This is a genomic window from Kitasatospora sp. NPDC001175, assembly GCF_053598215.1.
This window is the reverse complement of record NZ_JBSFJU010000034.1, coordinates 22,180-38,551: the sequence shown is the minus strand read 5'-3', so window position 1 is coordinate 38,551 and position 16,372 is coordinate 22,180. Positions and strand designations below refer to the sequence as shown.

At 68.9% G+C, this 16,372-nt stretch carries 14 protein-coding genes and 2 pseudogenes; 9 read left to right on the top strand and 7 right to left on the bottom strand.

Annotated features, from left to right (window positions below; all coding sequences use genetic code 11):
• Positions 1-34: 34 nt before the first annotated feature.
• From ACWDAK_RS23530 to ACWDAK_RS23520, 3 genes are all read left to right on the top strand, one after another.
• A complete protein-coding gene (locus ACWDAK_RS23530) occupies positions 35-466 on the top strand; it encodes a roadblock/LC7 domain-containing protein (RefSeq protein WP_344639379.1) in 432 nt (143 codons plus the stop codon).
• 101 nt (positions 467-567) lie between these two features.
• Entirely contained in the window at positions 568-942 is a 375-nt protein-coding gene (locus ACWDAK_RS23525) for a roadblock/LC7 domain-containing protein (RefSeq protein WP_344639378.1), read from the top strand.
• A gap of 755 nt (positions 943-1,697) precedes the next feature.
• Entirely contained in the window at positions 1,698-3,179 is a 1,482-nt protein-coding gene (locus tag ACWDAK_RS23520; RefSeq protein ID WP_344639421.1) for an MFS transporter, read from the top strand.
• 174 nt (positions 3,180-3,353) lie between these two features.
• Here ACWDAK_RS23520 and ACWDAK_RS23515 read toward each other — a convergent pair whose 3' ends face one another.
• Positions 3,354-3,674 (bottom strand): integrase core domain-containing protein, encoded by a 321-nt coding sequence (locus ACWDAK_RS23515; protein ID WP_427394619.1) that lies wholly within the window; start codon positions 3,672-3,674, stop codon positions 3,354-3,356.
• Positions 3,675-4,948: 1,274 nt separating this feature from the next.
• Between ACWDAK_RS23515 and ACWDAK_RS23510 the strand changes: the two genes are divergently transcribed.
• Both ACWDAK_RS23510 and ACWDAK_RS23505 read left to right on the top strand, forming a co-directional pair.
• Entirely contained in the window at positions 4,949-5,425 is a 477-nt protein-coding gene (locus ACWDAK_RS23510; RefSeq protein WP_427394620.1) for a hypothetical protein, read from the top strand.
• A gap of 101 nt (positions 5,426-5,526) precedes the next feature.
• Positions 5,527-7,812, top strand: a complete 2,286-nt coding sequence (locus ACWDAK_RS23505; protein WP_427394621.1) for a tetratricopeptide repeat protein — start codon at positions 5,527-5,529, stop codon at positions 7,810-7,812.
• 149 nt (positions 7,813-7,961) lie between these two features.
• Here the strand turns inward: ACWDAK_RS23505 and ACWDAK_RS23500 are convergent.
• The 4 genes and pseudogenes from ACWDAK_RS23500 to ACWDAK_RS23485 all read right to left on the bottom strand — a co-directional run.
• Positions 7,962-8,216: pseudogene (locus ACWDAK_RS23500) on the bottom strand (transposase); the annotation flags it as partial.
• An 83-nt stretch (positions 8,217-8,299) separates the two neighbouring features.
• Entirely contained in the window at positions 8,300-9,397 is a 1,098-nt protein-coding gene (locus ACWDAK_RS23495; protein WP_427394622.1) for an XRE family transcriptional regulator, read from the bottom strand.
• Positions 9,398-9,449: 52 nt separating this feature from the next.
• Positions 9,450-10,625, bottom strand: coding sequence for a DegT/DnrJ/EryC1/StrS family aminotransferase (locus ACWDAK_RS23490; protein ID WP_427394623.1), 1,176 nt, complete (start codon positions 10,623-10,625; stop codon positions 9,450-9,452).
• Positions 10,622-11,071, bottom strand: a complete 450-nt coding sequence (locus tag ACWDAK_RS23485) for a sugar 3,4-ketoisomerase (RefSeq protein ID WP_344639372.1) — start codon at positions 11,069-11,071, stop codon at positions 10,622-10,624. The genes ACWDAK_RS23490 and ACWDAK_RS23485 overlap by 4 nt, the downstream gene beginning before the upstream one ends.
• Positions 11,072-11,449: 378 nt before the next feature.
• Between ACWDAK_RS23485 and ACWDAK_RS23480 the strand changes: the two genes are divergently transcribed.
• On the top strand, positions 11,450-12,211 hold the full coding sequence (locus ACWDAK_RS23480) for a hypothetical protein (RefSeq protein ID WP_427394624.1): 762 nt from the start codon (positions 11,450-11,452) through the stop codon (positions 12,209-12,211).
• A 117-nt stretch (positions 12,212-12,328) separates the two neighbouring features.
• Here ACWDAK_RS23480 and ACWDAK_RS23475 read toward each other — a convergent pair.
• Positions 12,329-13,220 (bottom strand): annotated as a pseudogene (locus tag ACWDAK_RS23475) (integrase core domain-containing protein).
• On the opposite strand from ACWDAK_RS23475, the gene ACWDAK_RS23470 reads away from it, so the two are divergent.
• On the top strand, positions 13,152-13,328 hold the full coding sequence (locus ACWDAK_RS23470) for a hypothetical protein (RefSeq protein WP_427394641.1): 177 nt from the start codon (positions 13,152-13,154) through the stop codon (positions 13,326-13,328). The pseudogene ACWDAK_RS23475 and the gene ACWDAK_RS23470 overlap by 69 nt on opposite strands.
• Before the next feature lie 227 nt (positions 13,329-13,555).
• On the opposite strand, the gene ACWDAK_RS23465 is transcribed toward ACWDAK_RS23470, so the two are convergent.
• Positions 13,556-14,149 (bottom strand): hypothetical protein, encoded by a 594-nt coding sequence (locus ACWDAK_RS23465; protein ID WP_427394625.1) that lies wholly within the window; start codon positions 14,147-14,149, stop codon positions 13,556-13,558.
• Between the two features lie 167 nt (positions 14,150-14,316).
• Here ACWDAK_RS23465 and ACWDAK_RS23460 point away from each other — a divergent pair, with 167 nt between their 5' ends.
• Positions 14,317-14,910 (top strand): RHS repeat-associated core domain-containing protein, encoded by a 594-nt coding sequence (locus ACWDAK_RS23460; protein ID WP_427394626.1) that lies wholly within the window; start codon positions 14,317-14,319, stop codon positions 14,908-14,910.
• A gap of 3 nt (positions 14,911-14,913) precedes the next feature.
• Positions 14,914-15,837, top strand: a complete 924-nt coding sequence (locus ACWDAK_RS23455) for a hypothetical protein (protein WP_344639368.1) — start codon at positions 14,914-14,916, stop codon at positions 15,835-15,837.
• The last annotated feature ends 535 nt before the right edge of the window (positions 15,838-16,372 follow it).

Sequence of the window (16,372 nt, the reverse complement as noted above, 5' to 3'; positions counted from 1 at the left end):
CGGCTCGACCCGCCCCGTGCACGGTGGCCGCCGAATGAAGCGAGCACTCCGCCAACTCACCGGAAAGAGGCAGTCCGTGATATCCGAGCACGAGGTGCTGATCGAACTGCGCGGGCTGCGCGCCAGGATCCCGCACCTGGCCGGCGCGCTGGTCGCGACCACGGACGGCCTGGTGGTCGCCCACGACACCACAGGTCTTGAGCCGGAGGGCATCGCCGCGCTCACCGCCGCCGCGCTCGGCGTCGGCGCCAGGCTGACCGAGGCCACCGGGCGCGGCGGCTTCCGTGAGCTGCTGACCCGGGGCGAATACGGCTACATCGCCACCTACGCGGTCGGCGCCTTCGTGGTGCTGACGCTGCTCGCCGGGCCCGAGGCCAACGTCGGCCGGCTGCACCTGGAGGCGCGCAAGGCCGGCGGCCGGATCGCGGCCCTCGCGGACTCCGCGCTGGGACGCCTTCCTTCCTGACTCCCCCACTTCCGCGGTCGGCGGGCCCCCGCCCGCCGACCTGCGCCACCTGCCCGGTCGGGCAGAGACCGTTCCATCACCCCCGAAGGGAAGACCAACCGATGGCCAACACCGAGAGCGCCCTCAAGGACGTCATGAGTTCCATCGAAGGCGCGATTGGCGTCGCGCTCGTGGACTACGGCAGTGGCATGGCGCTCGGCACGCTCGGCGGCGAGGGCACCATCGATCTCAACGTCGCGGCGGCCGGCAATACCGACGTGGTCCGGGCCAAGGCCAGGACCATGGAAATGCTCAAGCTGAACGACACGATCGAGGACATCCTGATCACGCTCACCGGCCAGTACCACGTGATCCGGCCGCTCACCAGCCGGTCCGGCAAGGGTCTCTTCCTCTACCTCGCGCTGGACCGCCAGCGCGCCAACCTGGCGATGGCGCGGCACCAGCTCAAGCGCATCGAGGCCGAGCTGGAGGTCTGACCCGCCCCACCCCGGGACACCGTGTGGCCCGCGACCGGTGGGCGGCCTCACCGGTACGGGCCGCACGGGCCGGCTCCCACCGTCCGACGGGCGTCCGGGGCCGCCGTCGGGTCACCCACGCGGTCTCCCGGGGTCCCGGGGCGCGTCTCCCCGATTGCTGACCAATCTGAGTGGGTGTCAGGTTGCTGCCGCGCGAGCCGGGCAGGCTGAACCCGGTGGCCTGCGCAAGCGCGGGGTCGAGGTGGCGTCAGCGGTCAAGTTGATCGCGGTCCTGGATCAATGCTCGTACTGATGTACGGGCAGCTCCCCTTTGGGTGAACCTGGTCGCGCGGCCTGCCGAGTCGGTCGGCGAATTTCGTCACCAGGGCGATCATGAACTGCGCAAGCTCACGTGAGGAGGCCATCAGGTGCGCACGTTCACGGGCTGTTGAACGGTCAGGGGCGCGCCGACCGGCCGCGAGTCGGTCAGGTTTCCGCCGGGACTGTCAGGGCAGACGCCGCAGTGATGAAGGGCGGCAAGCCGAGGACAAGGGTCGAGCCATTCCGCGTGGACGCACCCCGTACCCCCTTCGTCCGTGAGGGGGTGTCCTGCCCTGAGCTTGGGCTCTGCGGGGGTCGAAGGAGTCATGGAGCAGCATCCGGAACAGTGCAGCCGGTCAGTGCCGGCCGGCGCGTAGGCCAGGATCGGCACGTCGTGCTGGCGAGTGGACGGGTGGGTGAGGCGGGTGGCAACCCCGGGATCGGGTGACGCGTTGATCAGTACTGATGTGCCGGCCCGGCTGGACCGATTGCCGTGGTCCCGCTGGCACTGGCGGATCGTCATCGGCCTGGGCACCGTCTGGATCCTCGACGGTCTCGAGGTCACGATCGTTGGCAACATGGCCGGCCGGATGGCGCAGCAGGGCAGCGGGATCTCGATCAGCACCGAGCAGGTGACCACCGCGGCGGCGGCCCTCTACGTGGCCGGCGCCTGCACGGGGGCGCTGTTCTTCGGTTGGCTGACCGACCGGCTGGGCCGCAAGAAGCTCTTCATGGTGACCCTGGCCGTCTACCTGGCGGCCACGGCGGTGACGGCGTTCTCCTGGACGGCCTGGTTCTTCTTCCTCTGCCGGTTCTTCACCGGCTTCGGCATCGGCGGCGAGTACGCGGCGATCAACTCGGCGATCGACGAGCTGATCCCGGCCCGGGTGCGCGGCCGCGTCGACCTGATCATCAACGGCAGCTTCTGGATCGGTGCGGCGGTCGGCGCGTTCGCCTCGATTGCCTTGCTGAACACCGCCCTGTTCGCCACCGACCTCGGGTGGCGGCTGGCCTTCGGGACCGGTGTGGTGCTCGGGCTGGTGATCCTGCTGGTGCGGCGGCACGTGCCGGAGAGCCCGCGCTGGCTCTTCACGCACGGGCAGGCTGAGGAGGCCGAAGAGGTGGTCAGCGAGGCGGAGCGCACGGTCGCGGAGCAGAGTGGGGAGGAACTCCCGGAGCCTGAGGGCGAGCCGATCACGATCCGTCCCCGTGCCTCGATCGGCTTCCTGACGATCGCCCGGACGGTCACCCGAAGCTACCCGCGCCGAACCACGCTGGGGCTCGCCCTCTTCATCGGCCAGGCATTTCTCTACAATTCGGTGACGTTCGGCTACGCGGTCATCCTCACCACCTTCTTCAAGGTGCCGACCGGCAACACGGGTTACTACTTCGCGGTGATCGCGGTGGGTAACTTCCTCGGGCCGTTGCTGCTGGGCGGGCTCTTCGACACCGTCGGCCGGAGGTCGATGATCGCCGGGACCTACATCGGTTCCGGGTCGCTGCTCTTCGTCACCGCGTTCCTCTTCCAGCGCGGTGACCTGACGGCGACCACGATGACCGCCTGCTGGACCGCGGTGCTCTTCCTGGCTTCGGCCGGTGCGAGCTCGGCCTACCTGACGGTCAGTGAGATCTTCCCGCTGGAGACCAGGGCGCTGTGCATCGCCTTCTTCTACGCGGTGGGCACCGCGATCGGCGGCATCACCGGCCCGCTGATCTTCAACGGACTGGTGAGCAGTGGGAAGACCCGCGACACCACGCTCGCCTTCTGCATCGGCGCGGCATTGATGGTCCTGGCCGGTCTGGTCGAGGCGGCGATCGGCGTTCGCGCCGAGCGGCGCAGTCTGGAGTCCCTGGCGGCACCGCTGAGCCTCGTGAACCAATCGGCCCTCGGCGCCCAACCCGAGCAGTCGCCAGGAACTGGCCGTCGGGGGGCTTGAGGCCCAGTCCTAGGGCGACCGAACAAGCAGGGCAGAGGCGGTTGGGTCGCACAGCTGCGCCGAGCGACTGGCCGGCAGACGGCCAGGGCTCTCGAACCTCCGCGCCCCCGGAGGGCTTGTCCCGCGTGAAAACCCTGGTTCGGTTCGTTGACCAGGTCGTTTGCCTGGTCGGGGTTAGGCTGCTCGCTGGTACTCGTTGATGAGGCCGCCGAGTAGTTGGGTGCGGCGGATGGGGCCGCTGAGCGGGATCACGGTGGCCGTCTGGGCGGCCTCCACAGCGTGGGGAGGTTGTTGGCGGAGGGATTGGTGGGGTCTGTGTCGGTTGTAGTGGTCGACGTACGCGTCCAGGACAGTACGCAGGTGCTGTTCGTTCATGATGAGGATGCGGTCGGTGCACTCGCGGTGGACGGTGCCGACCCAGCGCTCGGCGAAGGCGTTCGCCTTGGGCGATCTCGGCGGTGAGAGCAGGACCTGTACACCTGCGCCGGCGAGCACGGCGTCGAAGGCGTCGGAGAACTTTCCGTCCCGGTCGCGCAGGAAGAACCGGAAGCGTATGCAGGGTCTTCCAAGGGCATCAGCAGGTTCCGGGCCTGCTGGGTCACCCAGTCGCGGTTCGGGTGTGCGGTGATGCCCAGGATGTGCACCCGTCGTGTTTCGACTTCCATGACGAACAGCACGTACAGGCGTCGGCAGAAGGCGGTGTCCACGTGGAAGAAGTCGCAGGCCAGCGGGCCTGATGCCTGGGTGCGGAGGAAGACGGACCAGCTGTCTTGCGCCCGCTTGGGTGCGGGCGGGATGTTGCCCTGACGCAGTACCGCGCGGACGGTGGCCGCTGCCACGGTGATGCCCAGCCGGGCGAGTTCGCCCTGCACGCACCGGTGACCCCACAGCGGATTCTCGGGCCAGGCGCAGGATCAACTCCCGGGTCTGCTGGGGTATCGGCGGTCGGCCGGGACGCTTGCGGGGGTAGGTCCACCTGTCAGCGATCAGCTCGCGATGCCGGCGCAGCAGCGTGGCCGGGGTGACGAAGAAGCTGTTCCAGCGTTCCCTGGGCAGGAGTCTCGACAAGGCCGCCAGCAGTACCCGGTCGCCTGGCTCCAGCCGCGGTTGACCGAGCTGGCGTCGGAGCACCGCGAGTTGGTGTCGCAGGACCAGGAGCTCGACGTCCTTCGCCGCGCTGCCGAGCAGCCGTAGGCCCACGAGCTCCAACGACCTGCGCGTCAACAGATAGATCCAGGACCATCGCATGACCACCGGTCATGCCCCGACCCGCTTCGTGCCCGCAGGGAAACGCTGCAGGTCAACGCCCCGAGCTCGGATTTTCACGCCGGACAGGCTCAGCCGCATCGCCAAGCGCCACAAGGAAGGCTACGCGGACGCCGTACGGGACAAGCAGCAGCTGGAGGCCCGATCGAGGCTCTGGAGGCGGAGCTGGCCCAGTTGCGCACAGCCGAGGAAGCCCACCAGTCCTGACGGCCTACCCTGCTCAACAGCTGCTCCCCTCCGACACGGCGGAGGAGCAGCTCACGAGCCGGGCCACCTCCCGCCGCTGCCACTCCTCCGTAGGGTCCGGACCGCCCGCTCCGCTGCTGGCGTCATCCCAAGCTGATGCTTACTGACTTCGGCGCTCCAGGGTGACGATTTGGCAGGCATTGCTGCCTAGTCACTTATCGTTGATCGCCTGCGCAGCCACGTGAATATCCGCCTGGGCACGGCGCCCGGCTCGCGGTACGGTCGGGGTCACGGTTGTCGACAAGGGGGGATTGCGCATGCTGTCCGAGGCGCTGACCGCGCTGGCCATGTCCGGGGGGACGGCGGTGATGACCGCGGCGGGGACCGAGGCCTGGGAGGGGGTCCGAGGCCGGGTGGCCGCCTGGTTCGGGCGGGGGAACACCCAGCGTGAGAGTGCCGAGCTGGAGCGGCTGGGTCGCACTGCCGCCGAGCTCGCGGCAGCTGAGGGCGAGCAGCTGGAGCGGCTACGGATCCGCCAGGAGGCCTCCTGGCAGGCCCGGTTCGAGGCGTTCCTGGAGGACCTGCCGGAGGACGAGCGCGAGCGCGCCGGCGAGGCGCTGCGCGAGCTGCTGGCTGAGAGCGCGGCCCAGGCCCAGGTGTCGGCCGGGGACGGCGGGATCGCGGTCGGCGGAAACGTGCACATCAGCGCTCAGGAAGGCTCGGTCGCCGCCGGTGTGATCCATGGGGGTGTGCAGATCGGCCACCCTCAGGTGCCGGATCCGTCCAAGGGCTGAACGGACCGGGCACGCCAGGCCCGTCACAACCCTCGCCACCGCCGCTGCTCACAGGGGTTCAGGCGAGCAACCACAGCTTCGCCGTCGGCCACGCCGACCAGGTGGCCTACTACGCCGGCCGACATGCCCCGGCCGCCTGGCCGCACCAGGTCGGGGCGGTCCCAAACGCCGCGCGCTGCTTCCAGCGCCGGGCCGTTGTCGATACTCACGACGCTCCTGCGTGCTGCCGGATACTGGTTGGCGCCGCCGGGGTCGGCAAGTCCCAGCTGGCCGCGAACGAGGCCCGCACTGCCTGGCAGGCCGGGCAACTCGACCTGCTGGTCTGGGTCACCGCCGACAGCCGCGCGGCGATCCTGACCGCCTACGCCCAGGCCATCGCCGAGATCACCGGTGGCGACCCGGCAGATCCGGAGCAGGGCGCGCGGGAGTTCCTGGCCTGGCTCCGGCCGGGCGGGGCCGGGGCGACGGTTCGCCGGCTGATCGTCCTGGACGGTCTGGTCGACCCCGACGACCTGCGCGGACTCTGGCCGCCGGATCAACCCGTGGGGCGGACCCTGGTCACCACCTGGCGCCGGGACCTGGCCCGCGAGGGGCTTGGCCGACAGGTGGTCACCGTGCCGTCGTTCAGCTCCGCCGAGGCCTTCGGCTACCTCACGGCGGTGCTCGCCGCGTCCGGCCGGGTCGAGCCGCCTGAGCAACTGGAGGCGCTCGCCCGCGAGCTGGGGCACCTGCCGCTCGCGCTCGCGCAGGCGGCCGCCTACCTGGGCAGCACCGGTCTGAGTTGCGCCGACTACCTCCGCCTGCTCTGCGACGACGGTCGGCGGCTGGCCGACCTCGTGCCGGACCCGGGCGGACTGCCGGACGAGCAGAGCCTGCCACTGCCACACGCCTGGGACCTCGCGCTGGAGCGCGCCGACGCCCTGGCGCCGGTCGGGACGGCGCGGATGCTGCTGGAACTGGCGGCGCCGCTGGCTTCCGACGGCATCCCGGCTGCCGTGCTGATCGCCGCGGTCAGGTACCTCGACCGGCAGCGGACCGACCGTCCGGCAGAGGACGCGGAGCCGGACGAGCGCGCCGACGAGACGCTCGCGCTGCTGCACCGGTGGAGCCTGCTCGACTACGACCCGGCGGACCAGGACCGGTCGGTGCGGGTCCACCCGGTGGTGCAGCGAGCCGTCCGCGAGGGCGTGCCCGCGAGCCGGGCCGCAGAGCTGGCCGACGTGGCCGCCAGCCTGCTCTTCGTCGCGTCCCGGACGTCGGCGGACGAGGCGAACTCGATGACGTTCTTCCTGGTTCCCCGGAGGGATCGGGCGCCTCACCTGCGTTCGCGCGCCCTCGATTTCCCTCCGGACGTGCTGCGCTCCAACGTCGAGGCGCTGACCCGCAATGCCCCGGCCATGATGCTGGGCGCCGGCGAGCCCGAGCTTCGGTACGGGTGGAGTACCGGTCAGGAGCTGCACGATCTCGTGCTCCGGGTGGGCGACACGCTGGCGGACGACGGCCGACCACAGGCCGCACTTGACTACTTCGTAGCGCTGCTGCCGACGACGGCCGACCGGCTGGGAGCCCGGCACGAGTCCGTGACGAAGCTGCGCGGCCGGATCGCGCGGCTGCGGGCGGAATCCGGCGACCTCACCGCCGCGATCACCGAGTACCGTCGGATGATCGGCGATCAACTCGCCCTGCTGGCCCCGGAGTACGAGCTGTATCCCTCCCAGCGGATCCGCCTGATCGAGGAGGTCACCGAGCTGCGCTACCGCCTGGCCTACTGGCTCGAACAGGCCGGTGACCTGCCGGGCGTCGCACGCGTCTATCGCGATCTGCTCGCCGATGACCGCTACATCGCGGCCGTCTACGGACGGACGGGCCCGCCCGACTTCACTCTGCGCCGCGATGCCGCCGAGTGGCAGGGAAAGGCGGGAGACGCGGCCGGGGCAGTGGTCGTGTACCGCCAGCTCGTCAACGAGCAGTTCCGCACGTGCGGGCGGGAGAACTCAGGCACCTTCGACACCCGTTTCAGCTTCGGCCACTGGCTCGGCGAGTCGGGCGACGCACGAGGGGCGGTGACCGTCCTGACCGACCTGCTCAACGACCAACTTCGCCTGGAGCAGCGCGAGATCGCCCAGGGCGCTCGGGACATGTGGTCCAACCCGTACGCGGTAGCAGCCAACACCGACCGGTCCGCAATCTTCCGCACCCGCGCCGCCCTCGCCCGCTGGCGCGGCCAGTCCGGCGACCCTCGCGGCGCAGTGGCCCTCCTCTCCGACTTGCTGAACGAGCAACTGCGTGTCCTCCGCCCAGACCATCCCGACCTCGCGACCACTCAACAGGCACTCACGTACTGGCAGGAACAATCCCGGGGCAGGGGGTGGCTACGAGGGAGGTAGCCTTCGCAGGCTGCTTACCGGTGGTTTGTTGACACGTGGTCAGGTCAGCAGTGTCGGTGAGGAGAGAGTTCTTCGGGGGTGTTGCCATGACCGTGCGCGTACCGTGTCCACCGGCTCCCCGGCCCCTCGAAGGTTACTGACTCGGCGCTTCAAGGTGATGGCGGTGGGAGGTCGAGGGAGAGTCCGGTGCCGGCGAGGAAGCCGTCGAGGACGTCAGAGCGGTACTGCAGTCGCTTGAGACGGTTGCAGACGAGGGCTTCGAGTCGGTCCAGGGCGACGCTGGCGAGGTTCGCGAGACTGTGCTTGACGTTGGCCCACAGGTACTCGACCGCGTTCAGCTCGGGTGCGTAGGCGGGCAGGATGAACACCGTCAGCCAGTCCCGCGCACCGATCAAGTCGCGCATGGCGCTTCGGACTCGGCGAAGCCGCCGATTCGGACAATCGGAGCACTCATGCCTACAAGGCTGACGGGCGAGAGCCTCTCCTGTCACGTCGTGCTGGCCGGCAGTGCCAGGATCTCGCCGAGTTCGCGCACAGCCCGCACCGACCGGACGTTCTCCGGCAGTACGTCGATGATGTCCTGGGCCCGCGCGCCGAGGATTTCAGTCCGGTGCGCAGCAGGAACCTTCAGGTAGGTCTGGCCAGCCAGCTGACACGCCTCGGTGACGCTGCGCTCGTGGATCAGGCACATCGCCTGCTCAAGGTGCAGCAGCGCCGGATCGATGCCGGTCCGATCCGGGTACAGCATCAGGGCCTCGGCTTGCGCGTCGCGCGCGTGGGTGGTGTCGCCGAGGTAGGTGTACGCGCCGGACAGGTACAGGAGAAGCCGGCGCAGGGGGAAGGCCCAAGCGTCATCGGACTCCGATGCAACCTTCCGGCATCGATCGAACAGCTGCTGTGCTTCTTTGATCGCCGCGCGAGCGGCCTCAGCGTTGCCCTGTCTGGCTTGGGCCCGTGCTGCGGCCGCTGCCGCGAATGCGCCCGTTGCCGTGGGGCGGTAGCGGTTGAGGAGCCGCGCCTCGTTGGTGAAGCTGACCGCACGTTCCAGTGGCCCGTAGTAGTACGGCAGCATGGCGGCCTGGACCCGAACGCGCGCCCGCAACTCCCAACTGCCGCTGTCGTCGGCCGCAGTGCGTGCCGTGCCGTACCACAACTGCGCCTGTCCCAGGCGCCCGAGCTTCATCAGCGCGTCGGCGATCAACGTGGCCAGGACCGCGATCATCTCCGACAAGTGGACCTGCACGTGGGCAGGCTGCCGCTCACTGGCCAGAAGACGTACCTCATCAAGCTCGCGCAGGAGCTGGCCAAGCATCTCTACGGGCGGAGCGACGACGTAGGCGCGGCGGAGATCCATCAGCCGCTCGTCCAGGATCTCAAGTCGTCCCGCGCTGACCGTCGTGCTGGCGAGTGTGCTCTCGACTGCCCGACGGTGGGAGTCCACGAGTACATCCACCGCATCACCAGCGGGGATCGGAGCAGTTGCTCGTGCTGCAGGACGGGCCGCGTTGGGCGTCGTCACAGCCAGCGGCAGATTGCCGGCGGCGGTGGCAGGCGGCTGAGCTGGGGTGCGGTAGTCGCCGGTCATGCCCAAGCCCTGGGCGGCACGGCTCGTGCGGTACGAGGTTGGCCTCGCCGACCTACTCCATTCCCGTGAGGGTCAGCGCGGCGGAGCGCGTGGCGACGATCACCGCATCAACGGCAGCGTCGGAGAGATGCGGACCGATGGGCAGGCTGAGCACCTCGCGGGCCAACCGTTCTGCGTGCGGGAGTTCGTCGGCGGGCCGCGGCCTTCTGGCGGCGTACGCTCCGGATCTGTGCACGGGCACCGGGTAGTGGAGGAGCGTTTCGACCCCCGCCTCGGCCAGCCGGTGTTGCAGGTGGTCGCGATGCGGGCTGCGCAGCACGTACTGGTGCCAGACCGGCTCGGCCCACTCTGCGACCGCAGGCAGGTCGATGCCGGGCAGGTCGGCCAGTGCCTCGGTGTAGCGGGCGGCGATCTCCTGGCGGCGGGTGTTCCAGGCGTCCAACAAGGGGAGTTTGACTGAGAGCACCGCTGCCTGCAGTTCGTCGAGGCGTGAGTTGACACCCCGCAGCTCGTGCCGGTACTTCTCGCGGGAGCCGTAGTTGCGCAGCAGCCGGAGCCGGTCGGCCAGTTCGGCGTCCGAGGTGACGACGGCTCCGCCGTCGCCGAGTGCGCCGAGGTTCTTGCCCGGGTAGAAGCTGAACGCGGCGGCGTAGGCGCTGCCGACGCGTCGGCCTCGGTAGCGCGCGCCGTGGGCCTGTGCGGCGTCTTCCACGACGGGCAGCCCGTGCCGGTCGGCGAACGCTTGGACCGCGTTCAGGTCCGCCGGGTGTCCGTAGAGATGTACGGGCATCACGGCCTTGGTCCGCGGGGTCAGCGCGGCCTCCAGCCGGTCGGGGGAGAGCAGGAACGTGTCGGCCCCCCGCCGTCCCGGTTCGCCGGGCTCGACGGGAGCCGGGGTGGCGCCGCACGCGGAGACGGCGAGCCAGGTGGCGATGTACGTGTGGGAGGGCACCATCACCTCGTCGCCCTCTCCCTCGCCCACGCCGAGCGCCCGGAGCGTCAGCTGCAGTGCGTCGAGCCCACTGCCCACGGCCACGCAGTGGGCAGCGCCGCAGTAGTCGGCGAACCTCTCTTCGAACGCGGCGAGTTCGGGGCCGAGCAGATAGCGCCCGCTGGCGGCGACGCGCAGCAGGGCCTCCTCGATCTGCGGCTGGATGCCCATGGCCTCGTGCACGTCCCGGAGGTCGTAGAACGGGACCTGGATGGTAGGGCGCGTCTGTTTCGTCATGGCCGCCTCCGGCTCATCCGCAAGAACTCGGCGTGGTCCCGGAAGTAGTCCGCCTCGTCGAAGGGCTCGGACGCCAGCACCAGGCAGACGGTCCCCGCCGAGAAGTCGCTGAGTTCTCCCCAGACCATCGGCCCGATGTACAGGCCCAGTTCCGGCTGGTCGAGGCGATACTCCGTCGTCTGGAACCCGTCGTCCAGCGAGATTGTGAAACTGCCGTGGACCGCGATGACGAACTGCTCCAGACGGCGGTGAGCATGCCCGCCCCGTGAGGCGCCGGCCTCCAGCCCGTGCAGGTAGTAGACGCGCCGAACAACGAAGCCGAGTGCCTGCTCCGGCTCCAGGACGGACAGGATGCCCCGCTCGTCCTGGTGATGTTCGAGCGGGACCAGCCGGCAGACCCCGCGCCGCTCGGCCGTTCCTGCGGAAGTGGTGGTACTCGCCGTCATCGAACTTGCTTCCTCTTCTTGTCGATGCGCGCTCGCCCACCGACCGTCTCGTTGCGGCTGCGGAGCCTTCCGTGCGCTTGGCCGCCGGTGCCGTGGGCGGCGCGGTATGCGTCTAACGACCGTGAAGCCCCGAGGTTCCGGAAGGGGCACGCCGGATGCGTCGCAGCCGTTGACCCGAGCCGAGGTCGTTCAAGGAGCGCGCGGCGAGCGGACGTAACTGCCATGGGAATGAGCCGGGGTGGACCTGTCCGTTCGCGACAGCCGGTTTTCGGCTCCATCCGCCGTCGCGGCTGCGCGCGGTCGACATTCGGCGCCGGGCCTTCGGCCCGGGACGGGGGGAGGAACCGTCCCGTTGAGGGCGTTCTGGGAACGATCACGGTGCACGCGTATGAAGGCGGCAGCCACGGCGTGTTCATGGCGGAACCCCGAGTGCGGACAGCCGTTGAGGTATCCATGACCAATAACGTGGATCCGAGCGCCTTCGTCGGCGAAGGCGTCAAGCTGGGCACGGGCAACACCGTGGGGCCGTACGCGGTGCTGCCCGGTCCCTGCGAGATCGGCAACGACAACTGGATCGCTCCGCATGCCGTGGTCGGCGCCCCCGGGGGACACCGGGACCATCCGCATCCGGCCACCTGGGCAGGTGAGACCGGCGGCCTCGGAGTCGTCATCGGCGATCGGAACCGCATCCGCGAACACACCAAAGTCGCTCAGGGACTGCTGAGCGGGCCGACCCGGATCGGCAGTGACTGCCTCGTGATGAGCGGTGCCGTGATCGGCGACGGTGCGGTCCTCGAAGACGGCATCCAGATTTCTGCCAACGTGGTCGTAGGAGGGGAGAGCCGGATCTGGTCGCGCTCCTATCTCGGGATGGGAGCGATGATCCGACCCCACACCTTGATCGGCCCGCTGTCACTGGTCTGCATGGGCGCGGTAGTCCTCGGCGACGTGGGAGCGGCGGCCAAACACCTCGGCAATCCGGCCACAACAGTGGGAGCGAATGTCTCAGGGCTGCGCCACTGGGGGTGCGGCGAACGCGCCATCGCCACCCTGCACGGTTACGTGGCGGGCACGTCGGGCATTCCTGACGGGCTCCCCGACGACCTGTCCCAGCTGCTCGCGCGGTGGGATGCGCGGTGACGCCGAGCACCGTCATGGAGGAAGGTATTCACCCTCCTTGCGCTTACCGACGAGGAGGGGAAGCTGGTGTGGACTGCCCCGCCTCCCAGCAGTGCGGGTGCCGATCATCCGTGCAGCTCATGCGGCATGTTGGTACTCGTGGAGTGTGCCGCCGAGTCGGTCTCGTCGGCGAAGCTCCAGTCGTCTGATCCGTGCTGGTTCGTCGGTCGGTTGGGGGAGTGGGCGGAGTGGTGCGGCTTGTCTGAGGGCTCGGTGTGGCCGGTGCTCGTTGTAGTGGGTCTCGAACTCATCGAGCGCGTGGAGGAGGTGGCTCTGGTTCCAGATGATGGTGCGGTCGAGCGGTCTGTGCCGACAGGTTTGTATCCAGCGCTCCATGAGGGAGTTCATCCGCGGTATCCGGATGCCGGTGGTGACGACCGCCAAGCCAGCGTCGGCCATCAGGACGTCGAAGGCGGCGGTGAACTTCGCGTCGTGGTCGCGGATCAAAAACCTGGCCCTGCTGCCGGCGTCCTGGAGGTCCATGAGGAGGTTGCGTCCGAGCTGCACAATGTGCGGACCTCGAAGAGGTCGCAGGCGAGCAGGGCCTCGGCGTGGCCGCGCTGGAAGTCGGCCCAGGTCGTGCTCTGCCGCTCGGGCGCGGGCGGTATGCCGTGCTCGCGACGGATCTCTCGGACGGTGGAGGCGGCGACCTGGATACCGAGGGCGGCGAGTTCACCGTGGATTCTGCGGTAGCCCCACGCGTTGTTCTCGCGGGCCAGGCGTAGGACCAGGGCGCGGATTGAGCGGGCGGTGGGTGGGCGCCCGCGAAGCTTCGGTGCGCAGGTCGCGACATGGCGCCGCCTGAGCAGGTCGCGGTGCCACCGCAGGACCGTGTTCGGGCGGACCAGCAACACAAGCGGGCCAGCAGCACAAGGCGCCGCAGTCTGTCGGCGGGGAGGTGATGGAGCAGGCCGGCGAGGACGGCACGATCGGTGTCGGTGAAGGCGGGCTTGCCGACCTGGCGCTGCAGGACCAGCAGCTGGTGACGGAGTGCGAGGATCTCGATGTCCTTCTCCCGGCTGCCCATCGGCAGCAGCCGCAGCAGCGTGAAGGTGCTGGTCACGGCGAGGTAGGCTAGGCGGAGCAGCACAACAGATCATCATGCAGTCCGTGCTGACCCGCGGGGAAGACACCCACGAGGCTGACAGACGCGACCCATAGCCAAGCAGACAAGGCTATGACCAGGCCGGATGATCTATCGGTACCCACAGGGCTGACGGCGGGGGCGAAGCCCCGCCGCTCGGAGCCCGCTGGCGCCGCGTCAAGCAACCTCCGCCCCGTCCCCGTCCCCGTCCCCCGTCCCCGTCAAGGAACAGGATTCGGGCCCTCGCCTGGCCGCGAGCCGACCTCGCGCGAAGCGGACGGCTCGGACGTCGGGGCCGTCGTCCTGATAGGTGCCCGGCGGGTGAGCCAGGTCTGGCGTCGCATGGTGAGCAGGCCGACGAGGTCGAGGTTCCTCAGAACGAGGTCGATGGCGACCTGGGCGGGCACGTGCCACCGGGGAAGGGCCCGCCGACGAACGAACTCACGTGCCGAGCGGGCACGGCGCTGGAAATACCACCCCGCCGCGACCGCTGGCATGAGCACGTGCCCGTCGACGGCCAGCACGACGAGGTAGGTCTCGCACAGCCAGAACCCGCTGCGGCCGATGACATCGGCGAGCGTGCCGAAGGCCAGGTAGGGATGCCGCCAGACCCAGCCCGTGACCAGGGTGGTGAGTCTCACCCGCCAGAAGTTGCGGGCGATCCTGAGCCGCTGGCCGAGGAATTCCCGGCCGGTTCCCGGATACCGCGACCACACCGTGGCGTTGCCCTGGAACACAGTGCGGTAGCCGGCGCGCAGCGTCAGCTCGGTGAGCCGGGTGTCGTCCCCGACGACGCACCGGCGGCCGAGGAACAACCTGGACCGAGACGTACGCCTACGATCCCGTCGGCAATCTCACCACTGCCGACTGGCCAGCCACCGGCGCCAGCAAGGCCGCGCTCGGTACCCGCACCTTCACCGGCAGCCAGCCGGCCACCGCAGGCCGCATCCGCTACGAATACGACCCGGCCGGCCGCACCACCTTGCGCCAGGTCACCCGGCTCTCCCGCAAACCCGACACCTGGCACTACACCTGGGACGCCGAGGATCGCCTCACCCACGTTGCGACTCCCGACGGCACCCGCTGGCACTACCTCTACGACCCGTTCGGTCGTCGCATCGCCAAACACGGCCTCGCGCCCGACGGCGTCACCGTGGAGGAACGCACCGATTTCACCTGGGATGGCCTCACCCTCGCCGAACACACCACCCACGCTCCCTACCTGCCCGGCCCGCACACCCTCAGCTGGGACTACAACGGCCTCCACCCCCTGGCCCAGAGCGAGACCGTCACCACTACCGACAGCGCACAAGAGCATGTCGACCGCCGGTTCTTCGCCATCATCACCGACCTCGTCGGCACTCCCACCGAACTCCTGGACCCCGCCACCGACAGCGTCGCCTGGCGCACCGTTCCCACCCTTTGGGGTAACTCCACCTGGCCACACGACAGCACCACCTACACCCCGCTGCAGTTCCCCGGCCAGTACTTCGACCCCGAAACCCGCCTCCACTACAATCTCAACCGCTATTACGACCCCGCCCGCTACACAACCCCTGACCGTGCGAGTGGGTGACTAATGATCCAGTATCTCATCGGTAATGCGGAACAGATCTCGTTCAGTGACGCGGTCAGCCCGCGGGACGAGGACGAGCCGTCCTTCAGCGAGTACTTCGAAGCTGAGGACGCCATGCTCCGGTTTGTGGAGTCGCTTCGCTTGGCAGTCGGGTCGCAGGAGATCCTCGTACATGAACCCTTGCTCGGCATTCCCAAGCCAAGCTGGCTCCCGGATTTCCGCAACGGCGTGGCACTCTCCCCCGACCAGGCCCTACGGCTACTGCGCTCGTCACTGCGCGGTGTCCCAATCGGGTGCACCCTCTCGTGTCTCGGCGACGGCTCGGTCCTCATCGGCACCGACTTCGACGGGCTGCTCCGGGTCGACATCGACGACCGACATGAGCCCCTGGTCCTGAGCCTGCTACCGCAGGAGCTGAGAGTCGCCGTTCGTCAGCCGACTCCGCCTCAGCCGGACGTCAAGAACGAAGCGGCCGACGACCACTTCTGGCAGTCCGTCTCGAATCTGCTTCCCGCACATCCAGGCGGTTTGCTCGTGATCGAACGCTGGGCCTATGGGACTTGGGGCGACAGCTGGTATCTGGCAACCGGCGAGACGATCGATCGGATCCGCCGTTCCATCCGAGAGCACTCGCAGGTCATCGTCCAGGAACTGCCCGAGTTCGAAAATATCATCCTGTCGGAGAGATTCGACGAGACCAGTGTTCTGGCAATCGACGAAATTGACCTCAGGTACTTGCCGTCGACATCACACGGGCTCGATTTGGGGATTCAACCACTGACCAGTGCTGTGGTCGCAGCCGATCCGGAGATGTGGAACCGACCGGTCAGGATTGTGTCGTTCCCCTATTCGAGTCGCACTATACTGCTGATCGCGGTCGTCCCCGATAGTGTTACCGGGACTGTCACGGCGGACTGGCCGACATGAGAGACGAGGGCATAGCTGCATATGGACTGCTGACGCACTGACAGGTTGCGGCTTGTCGTCGCCCTGGGTGAGGAAGAACTCGACGCGCGCCCCCGCTGGCCAGGAACGGTTGCGGAGATCCGGTCGGACTCGTGGTTCCAGTAGGTGTCGAGGACATGCCGGTGGTTGAACCAGGTGCAGTTGTACTCGGTCACGAGACCCTCCGGGAACGCGAAAGGTCCTGCCGGGTTGGCGGGGCCTTTCGCGTGCGGGCAAAAAGTCCCTTGCCGCGGTCTGCTGTGGGGCTGCGAGGACGGTGGTGCGGTCAGCTTCGCTCGGCCCGGTGGCTCAGCCGCATCGCCAAGCGCCACAAGGAAGGCTACGGGGACGCCGTATGGGACAAGCAGTAGCTGGAGGCCCGATCGAGGCTCTGGAGGCGGAGCTGGCCCAGTTGCGCACAGCCGAGGAAGTCCACCAGTCCTGACGGCCCACCCTGCTCAACAGCTGCTCCCCTCCGACACGGTGGAGGAGCGGCTCACGAGCCGGGCGACCTCCC

What these genes read in the sequence shown, in the direction of transcription:
- ACWDAK_RS23530 (WP_344639379.1), top strand. Translation starts at nt 35, where the DNA reads ATGAAGCGAGCACTCCGCCAACTCACCGGAAAGAGGCAGTCCGTGATA.
- ACWDAK_RS23525 (WP_344639378.1), top strand. Translation starts at nt 568, where the DNA reads ATGGCCAACACCGAGAGCGCCCTCAAGGACGTCATGAGTTCCATCGAA.
- ACWDAK_RS23510 (WP_427394620.1), top strand. Translation starts at nt 4,949, where the DNA reads ATGCTGTCCGAGGCGCTGACCGCGCTGGCCATGTCCGGGGGGACGGCG.
- ACWDAK_RS23495 (WP_427394622.1), bottom strand. Translation starts at nt 9,397, where the DNA reads ATGACCGGCGACTACCGCACCCCAGCTCAGCCGCCTGCCACCGCCGCC.
- ACWDAK_RS23490 (WP_427394623.1), bottom strand. Translation starts at nt 10,625, where the DNA reads ATGACGAAACAGACGCGCCCTACCATCCAGGTCCCGTTCTACGACCTC.
- ACWDAK_RS23485 (WP_344639372.1), bottom strand. Translation starts at nt 11,071, where the DNA reads ATGACGGCGAGTACCACCACTTCCGCAGGAACGGCCGAGCGGCGCGGG.
- ACWDAK_RS23470 (WP_427394641.1), top strand. Translation starts at nt 13,152, where the DNA reads ATGGAGCAGGCCGGCGAGGACGGCACGATCGGTGTCGGTGAAGGCGGG.
- ACWDAK_RS23455 (WP_344639368.1), top strand. Translation starts at nt 14,914, where the DNA reads ATGATCCAGTATCTCATCGGTAATGCGGAACAGATCTCGTTCAGTGAC.